This window comes from Nocardia miyunensis NBRC 108239 (genome assembly GCF_001613065.1).
GTDB lineage: Bacteria > Actinomycetota > Actinomycetes > Mycobacteriales > Mycobacteriaceae > Nocardia > Nocardia miyunensis.
On the sequence record NZ_BDBQ01000077.1, the window covers coordinates 39,816 to 63,350 of the forward strand.

Below are 23,535 nucleotides of genomic sequence, written 5' to 3' on the forward strand. Positions count from 1 at the left end.
ATCGATGGCGACCACCAATCCCGTGCGCTGGCTGGACGAACCCGAATCCCACGACTATCCGGCGGCGGCCGACTATCTCGAACTGCTCGCCGACCCGGATACCGTGTCGACGCTGCTGCGACACCTACGTGCCGCGCCGATCGTGCACAAGAAGGCCAAGGACATCCTGCGCGCGGCCCAGCTCACCCTGCTGCCGCCGGACAATCCGCACGTCCGCGCCGATCTCGCCAAGATCCTCACCGGTGCGGCACTGTCCCCGATCCTGCTCGTCCAGGGCGACCTGATCACCGGAACCCCCGCCCAGATCGCCGACGGATACCACCGCGTGTGCGCCTGCTATCACGCCGACGAGAACATCCCGATTCCCACCAAATTCGCACGACTTCGCGATGACGACCCCGACTCCGGAAAGCAGAAGAAGCGGAAGAAATAGGGCGGTGAGTTTCTCCACCCTCGCCCTGTGCTCGCGCTGGGGCTGGCCGGGCCGCTGCTGTCCTGGCGCGCGAGCTGGCATGTTCCGGTGATCGTCGGCGAGTTGCTCGCCGGAGTCGTCTTCGGCGCGACCGGTTTCGGAGTGCTGCATCCGGGTGACCCGATCTTCTCGTTCCTCGCCGATATGGGATTCACGCTGGTCATGTTCGTCGCGGGCACCCACGTCCCGGTGCGGGATCCGGCGGTGCGCACGGCACTGGCGGTCGGGGCGTTTGCGCGCGGTGCTGGTCGGGTTGTTCGCCGCGGCTGCCGGGTTCACCCTGGCGAGCCGGTTCGGCACCGGGCACAGCGCGATCTACGCGGTGCTGATCGCCTCCTCCTCGGCGGCTCTGACGTTGCCGATCATCGATTCCCAAGGGCTGCACGGCAAATCGGTCCTGGAGTTGACCGCGCAGGTGGCGATCGCCGATACCGCGTGCATTGTGGCATTGCCGCTGGTCATCGACGTCTCCCGGGCCGGGCGGGCGGCGCTCGGCGCGCTCGCCGTTGCGATGGGTGCGGTCGTGCTGTTCCTGATTCTTCGCTATCTCGAACGTTCCGGACTGCGACGTCGCGCCCATCAGGTGTCCGAAAATCGAAAGTTCGCACTGGAATTGCGCGTAGCTTGACGCTGCTGTTCGCCCTCGCCGCGCTGGCCACGCGGACGCAGGTCTCGATCATGCTGGCCGGTTTCGCGGGTGGACTCGCGGTGGCCGGGGTCGGTGAGCCGCGACGCGTCGCTCGCCAGCTGTTCGCGATCACCGAGGGATTTCTGGGTCCGCTGTTCTCCATCTGGCTGCGCCTGGGCCCCATGACAGTCTCACTCGCGGGCAAATTTTCGGCAATGCGAAATTTGCCCCAGTTCACCCCGGCCAGCGGATTGGTGAGCGCCGCTCGGAGACGTTCGCCGGTCGCGTGTTCGGACCGATTTCGGTGTGCCAGTGTCCGATTCGGCCGGTTATGTGGCGAAGATCACTAACGATGCGGGAGGGATCTCGGCGGATCACATTATGCAGCACCGTCATCGGAAGTCAGCCCACGATCGAATTCGTCGCATCACTGGCAGGAGAGTGGTGATTCCAGCTGGGTAGCCGGAAGCCGATCAGCTGGGAACGCTCATGAAGATAGGGGCTTCATGAGCGTCGAACAGCGCGAATGCTCTCAAGGCGAGGCGGTGGGTCCTCGGCCGAGCAATCGATCCGTGTCGCGCCGTTCACGTTTCGTGGGACGTCCGGCGCCGCGATCACGGCGCGGCATGGTCGCCACGATCTCGGGAGCCGGCGGCGGCGGGCTCTTGTCGATCAGGCATTGCGCGGCGATCGCCGCACCCACACGCTTGGTGATGACCTTCTCGACGATGACGATGCGATCCAGCCCGTTGATCCGGGCACGCACCTCGTCACCGGGTTTGACCTGATGAGCAGGCTTGACCGCGACACCGTTCACCTTGACGTGCCCGCCGCGACATGCGGTCGCGGCGGCCGACCTGGTTTTGAACAGCCGGACAGCCCAGGTCCAGGAGTCGACCCGGGCTGTACTCGGCTGCGTCGGTGGCAGTTTCGCTTCCAGAGCGGTACTGAACCGAGAATCAGGCGACGCGACGCGCGGTGACGATCGAGTTGGGATCGAGGTGCGCGTAGCTGACGGTCTCACCCGACTGCGGTGCCTGCAGGATCTTGCCGTCGCCGGCGTACATCGCCACGTGGCCGCCGCCCTCCTGGATGACCAGGTCGCCGGGCTGCAGATCCTTGAAGGCGACCGGCTTGCCGACGTGCGACTGCTCGAAGCTGGTGCGCGGCAGGTTGACCCCGGCCTGCTTGTAGGCCCACTGCACGAGGCCGGAGCAGTCGAAGTTCTGCGGGCCCGAGGCGCCCCACACGTAATCCGAGCCGATCTTGCTCTGGGCTGCGGTCAGCGCGATGTGCTGCGGCCCCTGGTGCTGCTGCTGCACGCCGGGCAGAGCCGCGGTCAGACCGGGAATGCTGGGCTGCTGCAGGCTCTGCGGCGTCAGCGACTTCTGTGCGGCCTTGATCTGATCCGCGTGGTCCTTGATCAGGTCGGCGTGATCGGCGAGCGCCTGATTCACGGCCTTGACCTGTTGAGTGAACGAGGAATCGACCGGCACATCGAAATCTCCGACGCCGGGCACGTTGATGGTCTGAGCCATCGCCGAAACCGCAGGCATGGCACCGGTTGCCGAGGCAACCGCACCCATGACGAGCGCACCCTTCACGGAATTCGGGAGCCGAGATTCCCGTTGCAAACTGTGTCTACCCACCGAGCTGAGTCTCCTGTTTCTTCCACTCCACCCGCCGACCGAGTTAGCTGACGGGTTCGGGCCGGGAAGATCGGTCCTACCTCGACCGACCTCGTTCAGCCGGGCGAGGATTCACCCCACTACATCTGGGTCCTCGGTTCAGCGAACGAGCTTGCGCCCGAACGCCGATTTAGCGGTGACTCGACGTGCCGTTTCCCCTACGAAACAGCACCCTTCGTCAAGTCACGAGAAGATTACGGCTAGCGCGTGATGTTGTCCACCCCACAGCGCGGCGTGTTGGACCGAACAGGACAAACCCCCAGTACAGGACGGCGATTCGGCGTGTCGGCGCGGTGGTAACGGACCGATATCAGCTCGGGCGCAACTGTTATCGACGCGGGCGGGGGCGTTATGAACTCGACTCTTTCCGTTATCGCCCGGCAAATCCGAGGCGTCAACAGCCGACCCGCGGCGATCGCCCCGGCGATCCGGCGCGCACCGACCGAACGAGCCGGGACGGATCAGCCCTGGCCGCCCTCGCGATCGGCGAGCGCGCGTTCGAGTTCCTCGATGCGGCGACGCGCGTCGGCCAACCCGATCTCCAACTGACCCAGCGCCATCACGAGCGGGCCGACCGCCAGATCGGCAACCAGCTGCGGATCATCGAAGCCCTGGCCGATCGCCTCGAGGATGTTGGCGCGGATGCGCGCGGCGAGAACGGCTTCCCGCGGCACGTTCCACGATTCGACGACCTCGGCGACGTCGGCATCGGGTTCCTCGCTCATGACTCTCCTGTGCCTCGGCCCCCGCGGCGTCGCGACGGTTACACCTGTGCCAACAACCACAAGCCTAGAGACCGTATTCCCGGGCCGCACATCCCTCGATAGTCACGTCTAGGGAACTCGGTAGATGTCCGAAGATTCCCCGCGCGACGCACTACCGTGGAACGGCATGGACCCCGTGCGGAATCCGTATGCCCCAGGCGCCGGACAACGCCCGCCCGAACTCGCCGGACGGGCCAAGCAACTCGACGCGTTCGACGTGGTGCTCGAACGCATTTCGCGCGGGCGGCCCGAACGCAGCGTCATGCTCACGGGCCTGCGCGGCGTCGGAAAGACGGTGCTGCTCAACCAGCTTCGCTCGGCCGCGCGCGCACGTGATTGGGGCACCGGCAAATTGGAGGCCCGGCCCGATCAGGAGCTGCGGCGTCCGCTGGCCTCGGCACTGCACATGGCGGTGCGGCAGATCGCGGTGGCGCACCGCAATCTGGAGATGGTCGACGACTTCCTGGGCATACTCAAGGCTTTCGCGCTGCGCGCCACCGTCGACAAGGGCATGCGCGAGCGCTGGCAGCCGGGCATCGACGTCCCCGCGGTGACCGGCCGCGCCGATTCCGGCGATATCGAGATCGATCTGGTCGAACTGCTGATGGAGGCCGCGCAGGTGGCCCGCGACATCGGCGTCGGCATCGCGATATTCATCGATGAGATGCAGGATCTGGGGTCGGCCGACATCTCCGCGATCTGCGGCGCATGCCACGAATTGAGCCAGGAGGCAGCGCCTTTGATCGTGGTGGGCGCGGGTCTGCCGCATCTGCCCGCGGTGCTGTCGGCCTCCAAGAGTTACTCCGAACGGTTGTTCAGCTATCACCGCATCGACCGGCTCGATCGGGACTCGGCCGATCTCGCGCTGATCGCCCCGGCCGAGCGCGAGGAGGTGAAATTCACCTCCGAGGCGCTGGATTCGTTGTATCTCAAGGCCGATGGCTATCCGTATTTCGTGCAGGCGTACGGCAAGGCGACCTGGGATCTGGCCGCGCAGAGTCCGATCACCGCCGAGGATGTGGAGCTGGCGGCCCCGGCCGCGGAGGAGGAGCTGGCGGTCGGCTTCTTCGGATCCCGGTACGAGCGGGCGACCCCGGCCGAGCGCGAGTACATGCGCGCCATGGCCGAACTGTCCGGGGACGACGGTCCGGTGGCGACCGCGGCCATCGCGAAGGAACTGGGTCGTCGCCCGGCCTCGCTGTCACCGGCTCGGGACGGGCTGATCAAGAAGGGGCTGATCTATTCGGCCGAGCGGGGGACCATCGGGTTCACGGTTCCGCACTTCGGCCGGTACCTGCGCAGCGTCGCCTGAGGGGGCGTCGTCCGCACTGCGCCGCGGGGGTGATCGTCGGCCGGGGTCGGACGATTCCAAAATCTACCCCTATCTAGCAACTTCTCTAGATGATCGTAGATTCTGCTCGAAAGCCCGCTGCACACAGGAATCTACGAACCTCTTGCATAAATTCTAGATACTGATAGATTCGTTGATAACGAAAGGGTAACGGAAGCGCCGAGCATCCCGATCCACGGCGATGCCTCCGACCTCTCACCTTTCGCTACAAGAGTCTATGCATATCGCTAGATATGGGTAGAAGAATCAACCATCCAGCTCACGCGGCATTCCGATCGAAGACGTCGCGTACCGCCCGAGGGTCCCGGACATCGCATCCGACCGCGATCGACGACCGGCCGCAAATCCGCAACGTGTGGATAACGCCAGGTTGCACCGGTTAACGCACTGGAAACCCAACTCGACACCCGGGCAAGAACGGACTCGAACCAGGAGGACGTCATGTCCACGACCGCCCTGCGCGCCGCCGACCACGGCGGTCGGCGCGCCACCGTCAGCGCCGACGACGGCACCCCGCTCGCCGTGCGTGTCTTCGGCCCGGACGACGCGTCGCTGACGGTCGTCTTCGTGCACGGGCATTGCCTGCGCGCGGACTCCTGGTCCTTCCTGCGCGAACACCTTCGGCCGCACTGGGATTCGAGCACCCGCATGGTGTTCTACGACCATCGCGGGCACGGCGAATCGGGCGCGGCCGACCCGTCGAGCTACACCATCGACCAACTCGGCCACGATCTGGACGCGGTGCTGCGCACGGTCGCGCCGACGGGACCCGTGGTGCTGGTGGGGCATTCGATGGGCGCGATGGTCGTGCTCGCGTACACCCGGCTGCATCCCGCGACGATCGGGGCCCGGGTCGTGGGCGTCGCCCTGCTCGCCTCGGCGGCCGGCGGTGTCACCAGTGTGGGCCTGGCTCGCGTACTGCATCGGCACGCGGTGACCTCGTTCCAGGTCGCGGTGCGGCGCGCACCGCGAATCATGCAGGCGTCCAAGCAGTTCGGTCGCCGCATCCTCGAACCGCTCGTTCGCGAGGCGAGTTTCGGCACCCGCACGGTGAGCCCGCGCATGGTCGCGGTCGCCACCGCGATGCTCAATGACACGCCCCTGCTGACCATGGCCAGCTTCCTGGACTCGCTGATCCGTTTCGACGAGACCGCGACGCTGGCGCTGCTGTCCGACCTGCCCGCGCTGGTGCTGGCCGGTTCGGCCGACATCATGATCCCGTTCGCGCATTCGGTGGTCCTGGCCTCGCAGCTCTCCGCCGCCGAACTGGTGCGTCTGGACGGGGCGGGGCACAGCGTCATCCTCGAACGCACCGAGGAGGTCGCGATCGCGATCCTGGCTCTGGTGGACCGTGCCCGCACCGCGACCGGCACGGAGGAGCCGACCTTCGCCGTCGCCGGATGATCTTGCCGATACCGGGGGAAGTGCCTGGTCCACGGCGTGTTCGAGCCAGAATCGGAAAGTTCGCGTACTGTGTTGTAGATCACGATGTGCGGTCGATCACAGTAAGATCATCATCGATCGCGCGCCGGGGCGGCACAGCGCCGAGTCGCCCTCATCCGGCTCGAGGAGGTTTCGATGACACGCAGCGATATTGCGGAGCTCCACTTCGCGGTCGGGCAGCTCCAGCAGTGCATCGGCGCACTGCGCGGCCACTACGGCGATGCCCGCTCGGTCCGCCGCCTGGAGAACGACCTCGAACGGCTCCTGCTCGACACCGAGGACTTCGAGCAGACCCCGCCGCCCGAGGTGAGCTCGCGTCGCGAACAGGACGTCATCTACGTCCCGGACAGCAAGTCCGACGAGGCCGCGTGGATGGGCGCCCAGGACGAAGGTCTCGGCTTCCACTCCCGCCCCCGCACCAAATAGATACGGCGATGTGCCGCCGGTCCGCGACGACGTTCGCGGACCGGCGGCACAGCCGTGTCGCTCACAGGGTGCCGGGCAGAGTTCCGCGCGTCCCCGCCGCGGCAGATCGCGTGATGGGCCCGGGCGCCGATTTCCGCTTGCGAAGTGGACCGGCTCGCGCCGTGGCGTGATGCCGACGGATAACCTCGGCGGCTCTCGGGCTCGCTTTCGAACGGATGCGGACGGCCGGTTCGGGGACGACGCCGAAGAGGGGACCGCCGACCCGTATCCAGCACCCGCCGAAGGTCCCCGCGGTGCCCGTCCGCACACCTTCCGGTAATTCGATCTTGATATCACCGTCCGCGCGAGCGCTCGCTGATCATGGTCAGCGGGATTGTTGCTGGTACGTGGCGGTGCCGTGGGCGAGGTTCGGGTAGCGAAAAGTGCTAATTCTCGGTGGATTACGAATTGTCTTGTTACCCAAGGCAGTTCGTAATTGTTGCCCGAGATTCGCCTGACGCCGGTGCGCCGGACGAAGATCAGAAAATGTGGCGCAAATCATATGAATGCAAGTGGTGCGATATTCCCCAAGCCCGTGACAGGTCATAGCTTAGGTGCCGTATGGTGCTCAGCATCACATTCGATGCCGGAGGTAACGATGATGTTCCGCGGGGTAGATAGGCGAGGCATCCTGCCGTGAGCGAACTTGCGAGCGAACCAGTGACCACACAGCGCACAGTTTCCGAATCGGGCACAGGAGTCTTCGGCCGGGGCCGCGCGAGCATCCCGGACCGCACACTGCGCACCGACAATTGGTGGGTCCCACCGCTGATGACGGTGCTCGGCCTGGCCGCGTTCGTCATCTACGCGACGGTCCGGGCCTTCGTCCGCGCCGCCTACTGGGTGCCGGACTACCACTATCTGACGCCCTTCTACTCACCCTGCATAAGCACCTCGTGCGCACCGGGTTCGAGCCACTTCGGGCACTGGTTCGGCGCATTCCCGAGCTGGCTTCCGCTGGGCGTGCTGGCGCTGCCGTTCCTGCTGCTGTTCCGGTTGACCTGCTACTACTACCGCAAGGCCTACTACCGGTCGGTGTGGTTCTCCCCGCCCGCCTGCGCGGTGGCCGAGCCGCACGCGAAATACACCGGGGAGACCCGGCTTCCGTTGATCATCCAGAACGCGCACCGCTACTTCTTCTACATCGCGGTGATCGTCTCGCTGGTCAACAGCTACGACGCGATCGTGGCCTTCCATGGCAAGAACGGCGGATTCGGTTTCGGCCTGGGCAACATCATCCTGGTCGCCAACGTGATCCTGCTGTGGGCGTACACGTTGTCGTGCCACTCCTGCCGCCACATCGCGGGCGGGCGGCTCAAGCACTTCTCGGCTCATCCGGTGCGGTACTGGTTCTGGACCCAGGTGTCCAAGCTGAACACCCGCCATATGGCCCTGGCCTGGACCACGCTCGCCACCCTGGCGATCACCGACTTCTACGTCATGTTGGTCGCCAGCGGCACCATCACGGACCTGCGGTTCGTGCACTGATCTTGTTCAATCCCTCTGCCTCTCAGGAGTATTCGGTCCATGCCTGAAGTCGAACGGCACAAGTACGACGTCGTGGTGATCGGCGCGGGTGGCGCCGGTTTGCGTGCGGTGATCGAGGCGCGCGAACAGGGCCTGTCGGTGGCGGTGGTGTGCAAATCGCTGTTCGGCAAGGCGCACACCGTGATGGCCGAGGGCGGCTGCGCGGCATCGATGGGCAATGCCAACGAGAAGGACAACTGGCAGACCCACTTCCGCGACACCATGCGCGGCGGCAAATTCCTCAACAACTGGCGGATGGCCGAACTGCACGCGCAGGAGGCGCCCGACCGGGTGTGGGAACTGGAAACCTATGGGGCGCTGTTCGATCGGACCCCGGACGGGCGAATCAGCCAGCGCAACTTCGGCGGTCACACCTATCCGCGCCTGGCGCACGTCGGCGACCGCACCGGCCTCGAACTCATCCGCACCATGCAGCAGAAGATCGTCTCGTTGCAGCAGGAGGATTTCGCGGCGACCGGTGACTACGAGGCGCGGATCAAGGTCTTCGCCGAATGCACCATCTCCGATCTGCTCAAGGACGGCGACCGCATCGCCGGCGCGTTCGGGTACTGGCGCGAATCGGGCCGGTTCATCCTCTTCGAGACCCCGGCGGTGGTCCTGGCCACCGGCGGAATCGGCAAGTCCTACAAGGTGACCTCCAATTCCTGGGAGTACACCGGCGACGGGCACGCGCTCGCGCTGCGCGCCGGGGCGACGCTGATCAACATGGAGTTCCTGCAGTTCCACCCGACGGGCATGGTCTGGCCGCCGAGCGTGAAGGGCATCCTGGTCACCGAGGGTGTGCGCGGTGACGGCGGGGTGCTGAAGAACTCCGAGGGCAAGCGGTTCATGTTCGACTACATCCCCGCGGTGTTCAAGGGGCAGTACGCCGAGACCGAGGACGAGGCCGATCAGTGGTTGCGCGACAACGATTCCGCGCGCCGCACCCCGGACCTGCTCCCGCGCGACGAGGTGGCCCGGGCGATCAACGAGGAGGTCAAGGCCGGTCGCGGCACTCCGCACGGCGGTGTCTATCTGGATATCTCCTCGCGACTGCCGCGCGAGGAGATCCTCCGGCGACTGCCCTCGATGCATCATCAGTTCAAGGAACTCGCGGATGTGGACATCACGGCCGAGCCGATGGAAGTCGGTCCGACCTGCCACTACGTGATGGGCGGCATCGAGGTCGATCCGGATACCGGCGCCGCCGTGGTGCCGGGCCTGTTCGCCGCCGGTGAATGTTCCGGCGGTATGCACGGGTCCAACCGGCTCGGCGGCAACTCGCTGTCCGATCTGCTGGTCTTCGGCCGACGCGCCGGACTGGGCGCGTCCTCGTACGTCGAACAGCTCGCCGAGCGCCCGAAGATCTCCGAGGACGATATCGCCGCCGCCGCCAAAATCGCACTGGCGCCGTTCGATCCGCCCGCCGAGGGCGCCTCGGAGAATCCGTACACCCTGCACACCGATATGCAGCAGACGATGAACGACCTGGTCGGCATCATCCGCAAGGAACACGAGCTGCACGAGGCCATCGAGAAGCTCGCCACCCTGCGCGAACGCTACGACCACGTCACCGTGGAGGGGCACCGGCAGTTCAATCCGGGCTGGCATCTCGCGCTGGATCTGCGGAACATGCTGCTGGTCAGCGAATGTGTGGCGCAGGCGGCGTTGATCCGCACGGAGAGCCGCGGCGGGCACACCCGCGACGACCATCCCAAGATGGACGCCGAATGGCGCAACAAACTCCTGGTCTGCCGGGTCGATCCCGAGGACGACGCGCAGACCGTGCCGGGCGTCACTGTGACGCGCGCCGATCAACTGCCCATGCGGGACGAACTGCTCGCCCTGTTCGAACTGAGTGAACTCGAAAAGTATTACACCGCTGCGGAAATCGCGAATCATCCGGCGGCGGCGGGAGAGTCCTCACGGCCGGATCGGTCAGGGGCCGAAGGAGGCAGCTTGCGTAACCACGAAGGCCCCCCGAGCAGGCCGGATTCAACACCGAAAGGGGATGAGTAGCAATGGGTTACGACGCGAGCTTCCGCGTATGGCGCGGTGATGACGAGGGGGGCGGCCTGCAGGACTTCACCGTCGAGGTGAACGAGGGCGAGGTCGTGCTCGACATCATCCACCGGCTCCAGGCCACCCAGGCCCCGGATCTGGCGGTGCGCTGGAACTGCAAGGCCGGTAAGTGCGGATCGTGTTCGGCCGAGGTCAACGGCCATCCCCGGCTGTTGTGCATGACGCGCATGTCCACCTTCACCGAGGACGAAGTCGTCACGGTGACGCCGATGCGGACCTTCCCGGTCATCCGCGATCTCGTCACGGACGTGTCGTTCAACTATCAGAAGGCCCGGGAGATCCCGTCGTTCACCCCGCCCGCCGATCTGAAGCCCGGTGAGTACCGGATGCAGCAGGTGGACGTGGAGCGCTCGCAGGAGTTCCGCAAGTGCATCGAATGTTTCCTGTGCCAGAACACCTGCCATGTGGTGCGTGATCATGACGACAACAAGAACGCTTTCTCGGGCCCGCGTTATCTGATGCGGGTCGCCGAACTGGAAATGCATCCGCTGGATGTGGCCGATCGGCGTGATATGGCGCAGGACGAATTCGGGCTCGGTTTCTGCAATATCACCAAATGTTGCACAGAAGTTTGCCCGGAACATATCAAGATCACCGACAATGCCCTCATTCCGATGAAGGAACGGGTCGCGGACCGGAAATACGATCCGATCGTCTGGCTCGGGAACAAGCTCTTCCGGCGGTAGCCGGACACCGTACGCCCGGTCCCGGCCACCGCCGGGACCGGGCGTACGTGAAGTGCCACGGGGGATGTATTCATCGAGGGGACAACGGGAATCGTCTGCCTCGCACGGCGCGGACAGCTACAGCTGAGTCACCACGCCGACGGCGACGAGGGCGACGAGCAGACCGAACAGCAGCGCGGAGAACACCGCTCCGGTCAATGCGTACACACCTCCCACCGACACCGCGAACAGTATTCCTACGATCAGACGCTCGACCCAATCGCCGGGGAACAGCCTGCGGTACCGGGGAGTGTTTTTCAGCCCTCGGTCCACATATTAGCGTTACCCATAACCGGCATGAGCAAACATACTTTTGTTGTACAACGGCCGCCGATTCGTGATCTTTCCCGCGATGACCTGCAGCGAATAACCGGCAGCCGCGGAACGGACGGGCCGTTCGGCCCGTCCGGTGTGCGTTCGGATCAGCGATCGTCGAAACGTCCGCACTGAACCGCCGTGGTGAACGCGGTCCAGTCGGTGGCGCCGAAGATCAGTGCCGGGCCGTCCGGGTTCTTGCTGTCGCGCACGCCCACCCTCCCGCTGAACAGGAATGCCACCTCCACGCACTCCTTGCCCGCACCGCTGCGACTGCTCTTGAACCATCGCGCACCCGACAGCTCGCTGCTCATCCTCATCTCCTCAATGTCCTTTCCGGCACGAGCGAGCCCGCGGGAGTGCGGGTCGCTCACACCGCGTACTCCTTCGCGACCTGCCGCAGCAGGTTTCTACTGGTGTGAACATCCAACGCGCAGCGCAACAGAACCTCGTGGGCATGCCGATAGCGCCGCACGTCGGCTTTCCTCTCGAGATACAGATCTCCGGTGAACCCCTCCACATAGACCACGGGAGGTTCGACCGGTTGCCCCTTGCTGTCGGTTCCGAACTCGAGGATCACGAACGGGCCGGTCGAAAGGCCCAGGGGGACACCGGCTGCGAAGGGCAGGATGCGCAGCGTGACATTGTCCCGAGTACTGAGATCGGCCAAGTGCCGCAGCTGCGCCGCCATCACCCTTGCACTTCCGACGACGCGGCGCAAGACCGACTCGTCCAGCACCACATCCACCGTCGCGGGATGCGCTTTGCGAGTTATCAAGGCCTGCCGCTGGAGTCGCAGCTGAACGCGGCGGTCCAGTTCGGCGTCGGTGTCCTCGGGATAGCCGAGGCGGTTCAGCGCGCGGGCATAGTCGGCGGTCTGCAACAGACCCGGCACCAACTCGGATTGATAGGACACCAGTCGCAGCGCCGATGCCTCCAAACCCACGTAGACATCGAAGTTTTCGGGAATCAGATCGCCGTAGGCGTGCCACCAGCTCTTCACCGCGGCCTGCTGGGCCAGACCTTTGAGGCCGTCGGCGATCTCGTCCGGAATGCCGTAGATCCGGCAAAGTTCCTGAATGTCTATGGTGCGTATGCGATCTGCCTGCCCCTTCTCCAGACGCTGCAATGTGCTGGCGCCCCACTCCATCAGCCGCGCGGCCTCGGCGATGGTGAGGCCGCCCTGAGTTCGCCAGTCGCGCAGGTACCTTCCGAGCTGACGCCTGGGCAGGGTCGACGAGGAGGCGGTTTCGGAACTCTGGTTATCGGAACTCACGGACACAGCACACACTCCGTTCTGATCGGATGCCGCCGGCATCGAGTGCGGGTCGGAAGTACCGTGGGCCCCCGCCGAACTACCACCACCCCGACCCGGACGTCACATCGGCGAGGGGGTCTCATCCACTATGGAGAATCTTCCTCCCCCAAGTGGATTCGCTGCTGGACATTCGCCTGAATTCGTTCTGGATATCCAAACCGGGGCAGTTGGGCCGTCTGTTGGAGGATGCTGGAAGTGTGCTCGGGGATAACATGTAGTCCGGAACAAGTCTCGAAACCTCCGGGCATCATCAGGATTCGCACGCAGGAACGAGGAGTCATGGCCGTACACGTCATCGGGTCGTCGTTGATGACCAGTGATTGCACGCCCCACCGGGCCCGCAGTGTGGGACAGGAGGGCTGGGTCGTGTCGTATCTGCCCGGCCGCACCCTGACCTGCACGCAGGCCGTGGCCGCGCTGCAGGTTGCCGAAGCGGTACCACCACTGCTGGATTCGGTCGGGGGGTTGGCGACCAAGGTGGGCCTCACCCTGTTGGAAGCACTGGGCATGGCTATCAATCAGCAGCCCTGGGACGAGCAGCCCGCACCCCGAGGATCGGTCCGCCGGTACGGGGAGGTGGCGGCATGCAACTGACCAACCTCAACATGCCGGTCGCCGGTTTGCTACGTTGCGCCGACGATCCCGGCGTGATGACCGTCGAACAAGCCCATGCCGCAATGCAACTGCACCTCGAATGCTCGGTCGACCTGTGCCGGGTGCGTCGCCGCGCCCGCGCGGTGCTGGTCGAAGAGGGCCGCTGCGTGCTGGACCAGCGAGCGCTACCGTGACCGCGCTGGAACCGGCGGGCAGCCGAAAGGTGGTGCGGCTGCTCCCTCCTCCCAGCCGCACCACCCCCCGCCACGCCGCGACCTCCGCACGCCACGCCCTGGCGCCCGGCCGCCGCGCCGCCACCGCCTACCTGGCGCTCGAGCCGGACCGCACGCGCGAACTGGGACGTCACCGTGCTCCCTTGCCACGCACGGCATCCGGCGCCGGTCCGGCCCACGCCGATCTGAACAACTACGACCGCATGCTGTTCTGGTTCGCCGGAGCACTTCTGAGCCTGCGCATCGCCTTCGTCGGCGAAAACACCGTCGACGAGTACTGAGCCCGCCGTCCCGCACTGCGGCACAGGATATTCCGGGCCGGACACCGTGGGCGATCGTGCGGCCTATCCGGTTTGCTGATGATCAGCCGAGTGCCACGCATCGGACTCCGCACATGCCGAACGCAGACTGTTCACTCGGATCGCCGGGTCGGCAACTGGCGATGAGCAGACGCCGAGTGTCTGTTGTCCATCGCCGCCCCCTCGGATCTCCTGCGATGGGCACAGTCGATGGTCGGAGGTCTGGCGCAGCCGCACATGCGGTACCCGGCTGCTCTCCGGGCTTTCGATCGCCGAAGGAGGTTCGACAACACCGGTGAGCACGCCTCCGATGCACATGCGGTACCCGGCTGTTCTCGGGGCTCGGATCACCGTAAGGAGGTACGACGATCAGCAGGTCTCCGACGCCCGATCAGCCGGCAACGCCGCGGCCGACCGATAGTCCGGTCGATCAGCGGGCAATCCTGGCGCAACTGCGCCGCATCGAGGTGCGCGAACTCGGCACATCGGCCGAACGCCGTGAACACTTCGGACGTCTATGGCCGGGGTCATACCCGGCACACACCGACCGGTCTCGTGAGCGTTTCGGCGCTCTGTGTTCGATGTCATATCAAGCATCAGTGGTCGGCGGCGCCTGATCACCGGCGATAGAACGGAGATCCCTGGAATGCGGGTTCTGGCACACCTGGGTCGCATCGACGGACCCGGCATCGCCGCAGCCGATCGATGTCCGGCCGAAACGACCGGATCGGCGGCCTTGACCTGTGGCGATGCCTGTCGCGGCGGCCAGCGGTGACAGGGCGACGTTCGGTAGCGCGGATTTCCGGCGGGTGTGGTGGCGTAACTGTGCCGCATTGCGTCACAGGACATTTCGTCGCGCGGCCGGTGATTCGCTCGATGAGAGCGGCCGGGTTGCCGGCCACCTGCGCAGAGGCCTGCTGCGGGTAGGCGGCGGAAAGATTGCCGGGACCGATCCGCCGGGTGCTCGGGGATGACATCCGGCGGATCGGGTGCGTGCGCGAGCGGGAACGCCGGCAGATATCACTGACCGGGGTTGCGGGGGCGGCCAGGGCCCTTATCCTCTTCGTTATCGGGGCGGGGCCGTTGTTCGAGGTTCCTGCTCGTGTGTGAGAGGAACCGTATGGCCCGACGCAAGCAGTCCGCCGACGCGCAGGGATCCACGGCGCAGGGCGCTGAGCCCTGGCCGGTGGCCGAACCGGAAGAGGACCGGTGGGGCACGGCGCAGAACCGGCGGTTGCCGCCCGAACCCGACGGGCAGCGGTGGGACAACGGACCGACCGGGCGTCATCCGGTACAGGCGCCCGCCGGACGCCCCGACACCGGGCAGAATCGGCGGCTGGCGCCGTCGCCGGAGGGTGAGCGCTGGGAGGCGGCGCAGACCCGGCGGCAGGCCCCGGCCGCGGAGGACAATGGTTACGACAGCGATCGGACTCGGCGGCGCGCCGCGGTAGCCGAGGCCGACGAGGACTATTACGAGTCCGCGCCGAGCAGGCGGCGGTCCGGACGATTACGGGTCGAGGTGGCGCCGATCGTCAATCCGTATTCGATCGTGGCGCTCGTGGGCGCGCTGCTGGCGCTGTTCCCGGTGGCGATCGTGTTCGGGTTCATCTCCTTCACCCATCCGCGCGGCCGGATGATGGCCCTGTTCGCGCTGCTGATCGGGGCCGCGGAGGCGACGGCGCTCGTCGGGCTGCTCGCGCTGTCCGGAGTTTCGGTGCCGCACAACCCGTTCCGGCTGCAGGCCGGATCCACGCCGGTCAGCCAGACCGCACCGGCGACCGCGAGCGACGTCCCGCCAGTGCAGGTCACCGTCAGCACCGCCGCGCCGACCACCTCCGCCGCCCAGACCGCGGTCGCGCAGGGCGAGGTGTGCACCGAGACGCAGGCCGCGCTCATCGGCACCACATCGGACGGCAACACCCTGCTGTGCCTGAAGGGCAGCAGCGGATACCGCTGGACCGGGCCGTACACCGTCTCGACCGCCGTCTACGACAACGGCTCGAAATGCAATGCGGCCAGCGACAAGTCCGCACGGACCGCCGACGGCCGCGCCCTGGTCTGCGAGGGACAGGGCCGCAGCGCCGCCTGGACGCTCTGGGTGGAGTAGCGCCGGCGGCGGACTCGCCGGTTCGTATGCTGCATGGTGTTGGACGCCGACAATGCAGACGGAGGATAAGTCATGGCCGAACGAGTTGCCGTAGTTACCGGAGCCGCCCGGGGGATCGGCGCGGCCGTCGCCAAGCGGCTGGCCGCGGACGGACTGGCCGTGGGCGTGCTGGATCTGGATGCCGCGCACTGCGCCGACACCGTGCAGGCGATCACCGAGGCCGGTGGCAAGGCCGTCGCATTGGGTGCGGACGTGTCGAACGAGGATTCGGTGGCCGTGGCCGTCGAGGAGCTGGCCGGATCGCTCGGCGCGCCGACCGTCCTGGTGAACAACGCCGGCATCCTGCGGGACAACATGCTGTTCAAGATGTCCGTGGACGACTGGGACTCGGTGCTGGGCGTACATCTGCGGGGTGCGTTCCTGATGACCCGCGCGGTGCAGAAGTACATGGTCGAGGCCAAGTGGGGCCGGGTGGTCAACCTGTCGAGCACCTCGGCGCTGGGCAACCGCGGCCAGGCCAACTACTCGGCGGCCAAGGCCGGTATGCAGGGCTTCACCAAAACCATCGCCATCGAGCTGGGCAAATTCGGCGTCACCGCCAACGCCATCGCACCGGGCTTCATCGCCACCGATATGACCGCGGCCACCGCGGCCCGCGTCGGCGTGGACTTCGAGGACTTCCAGAAGGCCGCCGCCGCCCAGATCCCCGTCCAGCGCGTCGGCCGCCCCGAGGACATCGCGCACACCGCCTCATTCCTGGTCAGCGAGGGCGCGGGCTTCGTCTCGGGCCAGGTCATCTACGTCGCGGGCGGCCCGACCAACTGACGGTCCGGTACCGAAAGAGCCTGTACCCGAACAGATTTCACATAATTCGGTGAGCATGCGGGGCAGTTCGGCACACCTGCCCCGCAACCCCGCAATGCCCGATGCCGCACTACGACCGGGTGTCCAGCGGGCACACCTGACGGACGGTTCATCGAGCGAACTGTCCACTGGCGCACCGGGAGCGGGCACGCGCACATCCCGCGCCGGTGGGGGACGCACACCGCGGACCGGTAGGACTACAGCGTCAAGGTGATACAGCCGGGGCCGGCACGTCGTCTCGGCCTCGAGGCAGGTGCAGCGTGATGCCCTATCAGCGACTGTCAGGCGCGAGTGGCTTCGCTCGCGAGCCTCACCCGCACACGAAGCAGGTATCACGGTCCGGGCCGGTAGGACGTGCGACGCTGTCGATGATCCGGCCGAGGTCGGCACGCTCATGGGCGCAGGAGGCATAGGTGCGACGTGGTTACGCCGACGTGCCACACGGCCGGGCACCGGCACCGGACAGGGCGCACGGCCCGGGTGGGTCCGTAGTGCGATCGAGGGACCGGAGGGCAGTGTCGTGTGCGGCTCGGTGCAGATGGAACCCGCGGTTGGCGGATTCGCCCGCGATGGCGGGCGGGGTAGGTTCGCGGTATGAGGCGGCGGGCGGTTCGGCGGACGCTGACCAGTTATGGGCTGCTGTTGCCCAGCCTGGTGGGGGTCGGGTGTTTTCTGGTTTTGCCGATCGCGGTGGTGGGTTGGCTGAGTCTGCACAGTTGGAATCTGTTGGGGCCCATGCGGTTCGTGGGGTTGCGGAACTGGCGGGCGGTGTTGGGGGATCCGGCTTTCGGGCATTCGCTCCTGGTGACGTCGGGGCTCGCGGCGATCGTGGTGCCGGTGCAGACCGTGCTGGGGTTCGTCGTGGCGATGCCGTTGGCCCGGCGTCGCGGCGGGACGGCGTTGCGGGTGGTGTACGCGCTGCCGTGGATGTGCGCGCCGGTCGCGGTGGGTGTGGTGTGGCAGTGGATGTTCGCGCCGACCGGCGGGGCGATCGACGCCGTGCTGGGCAACCGGATCGAATGGCTGTCCGATCCGGCGCTGGCGCTGCCATCGGTTGCGGCGGTGAGCATCTGGTCGAATTTCGGTTACGTCGCGCTGTTCTTCGTCGCCGGTATCCGGGCGATACCGCCGGAGATCCTGGACGCGGGCGCGCTGGACGGGGCGAGCGGATGGCGGCGCACGCGCTGGCTGGTGTTGCCGCTGCTGCGGCCGACCATGTTCTTCGTCCTGGTCACCGGGGTGCTGACCGCATTCCAGACCTTCGATACGGTGTACGCGCTGACCAGGGGCGGGCCCGGGAATCGCACGGATGTGGTGGCCATGCGGATCTTCGACGAGGCGTTCGTCGCCGCGCGCCCCGGACGGGCCGCGGTGATGGCGCTGGTGGTGTTCGCGGTGATGTTCGTGATCACGCTCCTGCAGCATCGCTACTTCCGGAATCGGACGGTCCATGAGTACTGAGCCCTTGGCAATCTCTTCCCGCACAGGCTCTTTCGCGCAGCGATCGAAGGCCCGCACTCAGCTGCGCAGTGTCGCGGTCTATCTGCTGCTGTTCGCCGGGGCCCTGCTGACCGTCGCTCCGCTGGTGCTCAGCGCCCTGACCGCCGTGAAGACCCCGGAGCAGTTCGCGACCGGTTCGGCACTGGCTCTGCCGAACCCGGTGACCGGCACGAATTTCACGACCGTGCTGAGCGAAGGCCTGGGCCGGGCCGTGCTCGTCACCGCGCTGATGACGGCGTTCATCACCGGCGGCCAGCTGATCACCTCGATCCTGGCGGCATACGCGTTCGCGCGCACCGAGTTTCCCGGACGCGACCTGCTGTTCTGGATCTACCTCGCCACCATGATGGTGCCGCCGATGGTCACCCTGATCCCGCTGTACCTGATGTTCGCGAAGCTCGGGTGGCTCAATACGTTCTGGGCCTTGATACTTCCGTTCGTGTTCGCCTCGCCGTACGCGATATTCCTGCTGCGCCAATACTTCCGGTCCATCCCGGGCGAATTGCTCGGCGCGGCACGGCTGGACGGCGCGAGCACCCTGGACATCCTGGTTCACGTGATGGTGCCGATGAGCCGACCCATTCTGGCCACGCTGACGCTGATCACCGTTGTCACACAGTGGAACAGCTTCATGTGGCCGCTGGTGGCCAGCAGCGGTGAAACCTGGCAGGTGCTGACGGTCTCGACCGCGACGCTGCAGACCCGGTACAACGCGCAGTGGACCCTGGTGATGGCCGCGACGACGTTGGCGATCGTGCCCCTGGTCCTGCTGTTCGTGGTCTTCCAGCGTCAGGTGCTGCGGTCCATCACCTCGGCCGGGCTCAAATGATAAGCGCGGCAACAAGATCGATGAAGACCTCGACTCGGGCGGTGCTCGCCGTCGTGCTCAGCGCGGTATTGCTGATCGCCGCGGCGCTGTGGCTCGGGCACACCGGCGACGGTTCGGGGCGCACGGTCCTGCGAATGCGGATCTGGGACGAGAGTTTCGTCCCCGCCTACCGCGCCTCGCTCGATGCCTTCCAACGCGCGAACCCGGATGTGGAAGTACGGATCACGGTGGTGCCGTGGTCCTCCTATCAGCAGAAATTGCGTCTGGACGTGGCCGGGGGCACCGCGGACGACGTGTTCTGGACCAATACCTTCGAGGACTACGCGGATTCTGGGCGGCTGCTGGATATCGGCGCGCTGCTGGGGTCCGATGCCGAACGGGCCTGGGATCCCTCCGCGGTCGCGCAGTTCAGCCGCGACGGAAAGCTCTGGGCGGTACCGCAATTCGTGGACGGCGGCACCGCCGTATACTACAACCGCGCCCTGCTCGACGCCGCGCACATCGATCCCGCCGCACTCTCGGGACTGCGCTGGGGAGGCGATGCGGACACCTTCGCGCCGGTGCTGCATCGGCTCGCCGCCGTCGCACCGTGGGCATACAACGCCGCCAACGACTTTCAATCCATCGAACTGCCGTTCCTGGGGTCGGCCGGTGGGCGTCTGCAGGGGCCGGACGATCGATTCGTCTTCGACAGCCCGCAGGGAAACCAGGCATTCGGCTATCTGGTCCGCCTGATCGCCGATAAGCTCGCCCCGTCGGCGGCCGATACGAACGCCAATACCGATTTCACCAGAAATGCCTTCCTGCAAGGGAAATTGGCGCTGTTGCAATCCGGAACCTACAACCTGGCCACGATCGCCCAACAGGCGAAATTCCCGTGGGGCATCGCGATGATTCCGGCCGGACCCGCTGGACGGGTCAGCACCGACAATGCGATCGGCCTCGCGGGCAATGCGGCTACCCGTCACCCGGCCGCGGTGCACCGCCTGCTGACCTGGCTCGGCAGCGCCGCGGGCAACCGCTACCTGGCCGCCTCCGGCGCGACCGTCCCCGCGGTGGTCGCCGATCAGCAGATATATCGAGATTACTGGGCGCACAGGGGAATCGACGTCTCGCCGTTCTTCGATGTGCTCGACGGCCCCCGGATCTCCGGGGGCAGCGGGCCCGGATTCCCGGCGGCCAACGACATCATCACCCCGATCCTGTCGGAGATGTATCTGGGCCGCACACCCGTTCCCGAAGCCCTCAGCCGAGCGGTAGCGGCAGGCAATGCCGCCATGAGTGCTCGATGATCGGTTCGCGCACGGAATTCGAATCAGAGCTCGAGTTCTATGAGTCCGATGAGCCGTGTGCGGTCGAGTTTCGACTGCGCAATGTACGGGGCTACCCGAGGGTGCCGAAATGCCCTGCGGCTGGTCAGATTCGACTGATGTCCACCAAGGGAGTACGCGGTCCGAATTTCGGCTTGCGGGCCTGTCCGGAGATCTCCAGTAGGCGTACAGCCCGATAACGGTGTGGGCGAAGGGGTTCGAGGTAATCGACCATGGTGTCGTCGTCGATCGGACGGCCGAGCAGGGTCCAGCCGACGATCGCGGCGAGGTGGAAATCGCCGACCGACAACGCATCCGGATCACCCAGGGCGCGCTGGGCGATCTCCGCGGCGGTCCACACGCCGATGCCGGGAACCATCCGCAGCCGGTCGGCGGCGGCCGCGGGATCGAGGTCGGCGGCCTGTTCGAGCTTGTCGGCCATGCGCGCGGCCAGCACTATCGTCTTCGAACGCTGCGGATCGACATTCGCGCGGTGATACTCCCAGGACGGGATGTGCCGCCAGGTGTGCGCGTCGGGCGGGACACGCATGGGTATCGGCGTCGGGCCGGGCGCGGGATCGCCGAACTTCCAGACCAGTCGCCGCCACGAGGCGCGCGCGGAGACGGTGTGCACGCGTTGTTCGAGCACCGCCGGGACGAGCGACTCGAAGATCAGCCCGGTGCGCAGCATGCGCAGGCCCGGGAAGCGGCGGTGCGCCTCGGCGATCTTCGGATGTGCCGGGGCGAAATCGGCGACGTCCTCGTCGAGGCACAGCATGCGCGGCAGTCGTTCGACGAATTCGGCCGCGCCCGTACCCCATGCCCGTGCCGCCACCGCCCGCGGTCCCGCCTGGGTGAGCCGGTAGGTGACCGGTCCGCTCGGCATACGCGAGACGTGCCAGTGCGCCCCGTCGCGGGTGGTCGTATGGCACGGATCACTTCCGCCGCGACGCAGCGGCGCGAGCGTGCTGGCGAGATCGATCGGCAGGTCGGCGCTCACCGTGCGCTGCGCGTCGACACTCGATTCCACCGGAACATTGTGCGTCATGCCGCGAGACGAACCGCACGCACCCGGTTCGATCCAGTGACATGCATCACGGGACCATTCATGAAAGTCGATTTCAGGCCCGGTTGACGCGTCACGCCAAGCGGCGGGCTGTAACGGAACTGTCATAGAGTTCGATTTCCGATCCGATTCATCCAGTCACCGATTTCATAATCCGGCAATCGGTTGGCATATCTCTCGAGGGAGGACTCGAATGCTCACGACCGTTCTGAATCAGCTGTTGAACATCTGGGGCGGAATCTTCGCCGGCAGCTCCGGCTACCAGATTGATCCGGGCACCCTGCCGTTCGGCAGCTGAGCCCGTCGCCGTGCGCACCCGCGACCGAGGCCGGGTGCGCACTATCGCGAGTCTCGCCGGTCCAGCAGGAATTGCGCGAGGTGGACGGCGGACCTGCCGGCCAACTGGGCGGCCTGGGTGCGGCAGGAGAACCCGTCCGCGAGGAACTCCGCGTCGACGTTCCCGCGCAGTGTCGGCAGCAATCCGGTCTCGGCCACCGCGACCGAAATGTCGTAATGCCCATACTGCATGCCGAAATTCCCAGCAAGTCCACAGCATCCGGTAACTTCGTTCACCGTGACACCGGTTCTCCGGAGTATTTCGCGATCCGCGTCATATCCCGTGATCGCGTGCTGATGACAATGCGGCTGCACCAGAACCGTGCGGCCGCTGCGGTCCGGCGGACGCCAGGCGGGATCCTCGGCGAGGAACTCCGCCAGGGTCCGCACCGCGCGGGCGGTCCGCTCGGCCCGAGCATCCTCCGATAGCAGGGCGGGCAGGTCCGAGCGCAGGGCGGCGGCGCAGGAGGGTTCGAGCCCGATCACCACACCGCCCGCACGCACATGCGCGTCCAGCGCGTCGAGTGTGGCGCGCAGCCGTGCGCGTGCGCCGTCGAGCTGTCCGGTGCTGATCCAGGTGAGCCCACAGCACACCCGGCGTCCGGGAATGCGTACCCCGTGCCCCAGTGATTCTATGAGTTCTACTGCCGCCCAGGCGATCTCGGGATCGAAGGCGTCGGTGAAGCTGTCGATCCACAGCATCACGCCCGGTTCGCCCGCGGGTGCGGCCGCACCGCGTCGCGCGGTCCACATCCGGCGGAAGCTCTTGTCCGCCAAGGACGGAACCGCCCGCCTGGGATCCATTCCGGCCGCGCGGAGACCGACCCGGCGCAGCGGTGCGAATCCGGCGACGGCATTGCACACCCGCGGCATTCGGACGCCCAGGGCCAGCCAGCGAGGCAACCAGCCCAGCGCGTAGTGATCGATCGGCCGGAGTCTGCGCCGGTAGCGGCGGTACAGGGTCTCGGACTTGTAGGTGGCCATATCGACCCCGGCCGGGCAGTCCGCATCACACGCCTTACAGGACAGGCACAGATCCAGCGATTCGGCGACCGCGTCCGACCGCCAGTCCAGCGCGCCCCGCACGACCTCCTGCAGGACGCGGGCCCGCGCGCGGGTGCTGTCCTTCTCGTCGGCGGTGGCCCGATACGACGGACACATGAAACCGCCCGTCGCCCGGGTATCCGCGCGGCACTTGCCGATTCCGACGCAGCGGTGCACGGCCGCGCCGATATCGCCGTCGGCGGGGAAGGCGAATCCGCCCGCGGCGGGTGTTGCGCGCAATCCGGCCAGGCGCAGATCGGCGTCGATCGGTCTGGGACGGACCAGAACTCCCGGATTGAGCACGTCGTCGGGGTCGAACAACGCCTTGAACCCGGCGAATACGGCGAGTGCGGCCGGAGAGTACATGCGCGACAACAATTCCGAACGGGCCCGGCCGTCACCGTGTTCGCCGGACAGCGATCCGCCGTGATCGACGACCTGGTCCGCGGCGTCGATGAGGAAGGCGCGGAACCGTTGTGGCGCATCGGCTATCGGCAGATCCAGCCGAGTATGGACACAGCCGTCGCCGAGATGTCCGTAGAGCAGTCCGTCCACACCGTGCGCGCGCATCAACT

General features: G+C 66.4%; 22 protein-coding genes, 1 pseudogene and 1 riboswitch. Of the genes and pseudogenes, 16 read left to right on the plus strand and 7 right to left on the minus strand.

The features are described from left to right. Positions 1–4: 4 nt before the first annotated feature. A complete protein-coding gene (locus NM2_RS31480; RefSeq protein ID WP_067676545.1) occupies positions 5–433 on the plus strand; it encodes a hypothetical protein in 429 nt (142 codons plus the stop codon). 4 nt (positions 434–437) lie between these two features. Continuing rightward, positions 438–1,270, plus strand: a pseudogene (locus NM2_RS48010) (cation:proton antiporter); the annotation flags it as partial. A 362-nt stretch (positions 1,271–1,632) separates the two neighbouring features. On the opposite strand, the gene NM2_RS31495 reads toward NM2_RS48010, so the two are convergent. The 3 genes from NM2_RS31495 to NM2_RS31505 all read right to left on the minus strand — a co-directional run bounded on the left by NM2_RS31495 (position 1,633) and on the right by NM2_RS31505 (position 3,513). Next, the gene (locus NM2_RS31495) at positions 1,633–2,028 is read right to left on the minus strand and encodes an RNA-binding S4 domain-containing protein (RefSeq protein WP_067676619.1); all 396 of its coding nucleotides are present in this window, start codon (positions 2,026–2,028) and stop codon (positions 1,633–1,635) included. Between the two features lie 31 nt (positions 2,029–2,059). Beyond that, the gene (locus NM2_RS31500) at positions 2,060–2,638 is read right to left on the minus strand and encodes a C40 family peptidase (RefSeq protein WP_245718305.1); all 579 of its coding nucleotides are present in this window, start codon (positions 2,636–2,638) and stop codon (positions 2,060–2,062) included. Between the two features lie 129 nt (positions 2,639–2,767). Further along, a riboswitch (cyclic di-AMP (ydaO/yuaA leader) is annotated at positions 2,768–2,934 on the minus strand. A gap of 315 nt (positions 2,935–3,249) precedes the next feature. Next, positions 3,250–3,513, minus strand: a complete 264-nt coding sequence (locus NM2_RS31505) for a hypothetical protein (RefSeq protein WP_067676554.1) — start codon at positions 3,511–3,513, stop codon at positions 3,250–3,252. Positions 3,514–3,679: 166 nt separating this feature from the next. Between NM2_RS31505 and NM2_RS31510 the strand changes: the two genes are divergently transcribed. The 6 genes from NM2_RS31510 to NM2_RS31535 all read left to right on the plus strand — a co-directional run bounded on the left by NM2_RS31510 (position 3,680) and on the right by NM2_RS31535 (position 11,106). Then, entirely contained in the window at positions 3,680–4,864 is a 1,185-nt protein-coding gene (locus NM2_RS31510) for an ATP-binding protein (RefSeq protein WP_067676557.1), read from the plus strand. A gap of 480 nt (positions 4,865–5,344) precedes the next feature. Continuing rightward, positions 5,345–6,307 carry an alpha/beta fold hydrolase gene (locus NM2_RS31515; protein WP_067676560.1) on the plus strand — a complete coding sequence of 321 codons (963 nt, stop codon included), beginning with the start codon at positions 5,345–5,347 and terminating at the stop codon, positions 6,305–6,307. A gap of 174 nt (positions 6,308–6,481) precedes the next feature. Further along, the gene (locus tag NM2_RS31520; RefSeq protein ID WP_067676562.1) at positions 6,482–6,772 is read left to right on the plus strand and encodes an Rv0250c family protein; all 291 of its coding nucleotides are present in this window, start codon (positions 6,482–6,484) and stop codon (positions 6,770–6,772) included. 699 nt (positions 6,773–7,471) lie between these two features. Beyond that, positions 7,472–8,299, plus strand: a complete 828-nt coding sequence (sdhC, locus tag NM2_RS31525; RefSeq protein ID WP_067676565.1) for a succinate dehydrogenase subunit SdhC — start codon at positions 7,472–7,474, stop codon at positions 8,297–8,299. Between the two features lie 39 nt (positions 8,300–8,338). Then, positions 8,339–10,357 (plus strand): fumarate reductase/succinate dehydrogenase flavoprotein subunit, encoded by a 2,019-nt coding sequence (locus NM2_RS31530; protein ID WP_084531750.1) that lies wholly within the window; start codon positions 8,339–8,341, stop codon positions 10,355–10,357. A gap of 2 nt (positions 10,358–10,359) precedes the next feature. Beyond that, positions 10,360–11,106, plus strand: coding sequence for a succinate dehydrogenase/fumarate reductase iron-sulfur subunit (locus NM2_RS31535; protein ID WP_067676568.1), 747 nt, complete (start codon positions 10,360–10,362; stop codon positions 11,104–11,106). A 461-nt stretch (positions 11,107–11,567) separates the two neighbouring features. Here NM2_RS31535 and NM2_RS31545 read toward each other — a convergent pair whose 3' ends face one another. Continuing rightward, positions 11,568–11,774, minus strand: a complete 207-nt coding sequence (locus NM2_RS31545; RefSeq protein ID WP_067676574.1) for a DUF397 domain-containing protein — start codon at positions 11,772–11,774, stop codon at positions 11,568–11,570. Between the two features lie 56 nt (positions 11,775–11,830). Next, the gene (locus NM2_RS31550) at positions 11,831–12,736 is read right to left on the minus strand and encodes a helix-turn-helix domain-containing protein (protein WP_245718306.1); all 906 of its coding nucleotides are present in this window, start codon (positions 12,734–12,736) and stop codon (positions 11,831–11,833) included. 321 nt (positions 12,737–13,057) lie between these two features. On the opposite strand from NM2_RS31550, the gene NM2_RS31555 reads away from it, so the two are divergent. The 8 genes from NM2_RS31555 (at position 13,058) to NM2_RS31595 (ending at position 20,496) form a co-directional block, all read left to right on the plus strand. Beyond that, on the plus strand, positions 13,058–13,372 hold the full coding sequence (locus tag NM2_RS31555) for a hypothetical protein (protein WP_067676577.1): 315 nt from the start codon (positions 13,058–13,060) through the stop codon (positions 13,370–13,372). Continuing rightward, a complete protein-coding gene (locus NM2_RS31560; protein WP_067676580.1) occupies positions 13,363–13,566 on the plus strand; it encodes a hypothetical protein in 204 nt (67 codons plus the stop codon). Before NM2_RS31555 ends, NM2_RS31560 begins: the two co-directional genes overlap by 10 nt. Then, the gene (locus tag NM2_RS31565) at positions 13,563–13,886 is read left to right on the plus strand and encodes a hypothetical protein (protein ID WP_067676583.1); all 324 of its coding nucleotides are present in this window, start codon (positions 13,563–13,565) and stop codon (positions 13,884–13,886) included. Before NM2_RS31560 ends, NM2_RS31565 begins: the two co-directional genes overlap by 4 nt. A 1,138-nt stretch (positions 13,887–15,024) precedes the next feature. Continuing rightward, the gene (locus NM2_RS31575; RefSeq protein WP_067676589.1) at positions 15,025–16,011 is read left to right on the plus strand and encodes a hypothetical protein; all 987 of its coding nucleotides are present in this window, start codon (positions 15,025–15,027) and stop codon (positions 16,009–16,011) included. A 72-nt stretch (positions 16,012–16,083) separates the two neighbouring features. Beyond that, positions 16,084–16,836 carry an SDR family oxidoreductase gene (locus NM2_RS31580; protein WP_067676592.1) on the plus strand — a complete coding sequence of 251 codons (753 nt, stop codon included), beginning with the start codon at positions 16,084–16,086 and terminating at the stop codon, positions 16,834–16,836. A 633-nt stretch (positions 16,837–17,469) separates the two neighbouring features. After that, positions 17,470–18,336 (plus strand): carbohydrate ABC transporter permease, encoded by an 867-nt coding sequence (locus tag NM2_RS31585; protein WP_067676594.1) that lies wholly within the window; start codon positions 17,470–17,472, stop codon positions 18,334–18,336. Positions 18,337–18,346: 10 nt separating this feature from the next. Then, positions 18,347–19,204 (plus strand): carbohydrate ABC transporter permease, encoded by an 858-nt coding sequence (locus NM2_RS31590; RefSeq protein ID WP_439956949.1) that lies wholly within the window; start codon positions 18,347–18,349, stop codon positions 19,202–19,204. A 20-nt stretch (positions 19,205–19,224) separates the two neighbouring features. After that, complete coding sequence (locus NM2_RS31595) at positions 19,225–20,496, plus strand: ABC transporter substrate-binding protein (RefSeq protein ID WP_067676597.1); 1,272 nt, start codon at positions 19,225–19,227, stop codon at positions 20,494–20,496. 124 nt (positions 20,497–20,620) lie between these two features. On the opposite strand, the gene NM2_RS31600 is transcribed toward NM2_RS31595, so the two are convergent. Further along, positions 20,621–21,562 carry a DNA-3-methyladenine glycosylase family protein gene (locus NM2_RS31600; RefSeq protein WP_067676600.1) on the minus strand — a complete coding sequence of 314 codons (942 nt, stop codon included), beginning with the start codon at positions 21,560–21,562 and terminating at the stop codon, positions 20,621–20,623. Positions 21,563–21,919: 357 nt separating this feature from the next. After that, a partial coding sequence (locus tag NM2_RS31605) for an FAD-binding and (Fe-S)-binding domain-containing protein (RefSeq protein ID WP_174575708.1) occupies positions 21,920–23,535 on the minus strand: 1,616 nt, incomplete at its 5' end.

Excerpts from the sequence above, each read along its gene's own strand:
- NM2_RS31480 (WP_067676545.1), top strand. The coding sequence starts at position 5 with ATGGCGACCACCAATCCCGTGCGCTGGCTGGACGAACCCGAATCCCAC.
- NM2_RS31500 (WP_245718305.1), bottom strand. The coding sequence starts at position 2,638 with ATGGCTCAGACCATCAACGTGCCCGGCGTCGGAGATTTCGATGTGCCG.
- NM2_RS31505 (WP_067676554.1), bottom strand. The coding sequence starts at position 3,513 with ATGAGCGAGGAACCCGATGCCGACGTCGCCGAGGTCGTCGAATCGTGG.
- NM2_RS31510 (WP_067676557.1), top strand. The coding sequence starts at position 3,680 with ATGGACCCCGTGCGGAATCCGTATGCCCCAGGCGCCGGACAACGCCCG.
- NM2_RS31515 (WP_067676560.1), top strand. The coding sequence starts at position 5,345 with ATGTCCACGACCGCCCTGCGCGCCGCCGACCACGGCGGTCGGCGCGCC.
- NM2_RS31520 (WP_067676562.1), top strand. The coding sequence starts at position 6,482 with ATGACACGCAGCGATATTGCGGAGCTCCACTTCGCGGTCGGGCAGCTC.
- NM2_RS31530 (WP_084531750.1), top strand. The coding sequence starts at position 8,339 with ATGCCTGAAGTCGAACGGCACAAGTACGACGTCGTGGTGATCGGCGCG.
- NM2_RS31535 (WP_067676568.1), top strand. The coding sequence starts at position 10,360 with ATGGGTTACGACGCGAGCTTCCGCGTATGGCGCGGTGATGACGAGGGG.
- NM2_RS31545 (WP_067676574.1), bottom strand. The coding sequence starts at position 11,774 with ATGAGCAGCGAGCTGTCGGGTGCGCGATGGTTCAAGAGCAGTCGCAGC.
- NM2_RS31555 (WP_067676577.1), top strand. The coding sequence starts at position 13,058 with ATGGCCGTACACGTCATCGGGTCGTCGTTGATGACCAGTGATTGCACG.
- NM2_RS31560 (WP_067676580.1), top strand. The coding sequence starts at position 13,363 with ATGCAACTGACCAACCTCAACATGCCGGTCGCCGGTTTGCTACGTTGC.
- NM2_RS31575 (WP_067676589.1), top strand. The coding sequence starts at position 15,025 with ATGGCCCGACGCAAGCAGTCCGCCGACGCGCAGGGATCCACGGCGCAG.
- NM2_RS31580 (WP_067676592.1), top strand. The coding sequence starts at position 16,084 with ATGGCCGAACGAGTTGCCGTAGTTACCGGAGCCGCCCGGGGGATCGGC.
- NM2_RS31585 (WP_067676594.1), top strand. The coding sequence starts at position 17,470 with ATGAGGCGGCGGGCGGTTCGGCGGACGCTGACCAGTTATGGGCTGCTG.
- NM2_RS31595 (WP_067676597.1), top strand. The coding sequence starts at position 19,225 with ATGAAGACCTCGACTCGGGCGGTGCTCGCCGTCGTGCTCAGCGCGGTA.
- NM2_RS31600 (WP_067676600.1), bottom strand. The coding sequence starts at position 21,562 with ATGACGCACAATGTTCCGGTGGAATCGAGTGTCGACGCGCAGCGCACG.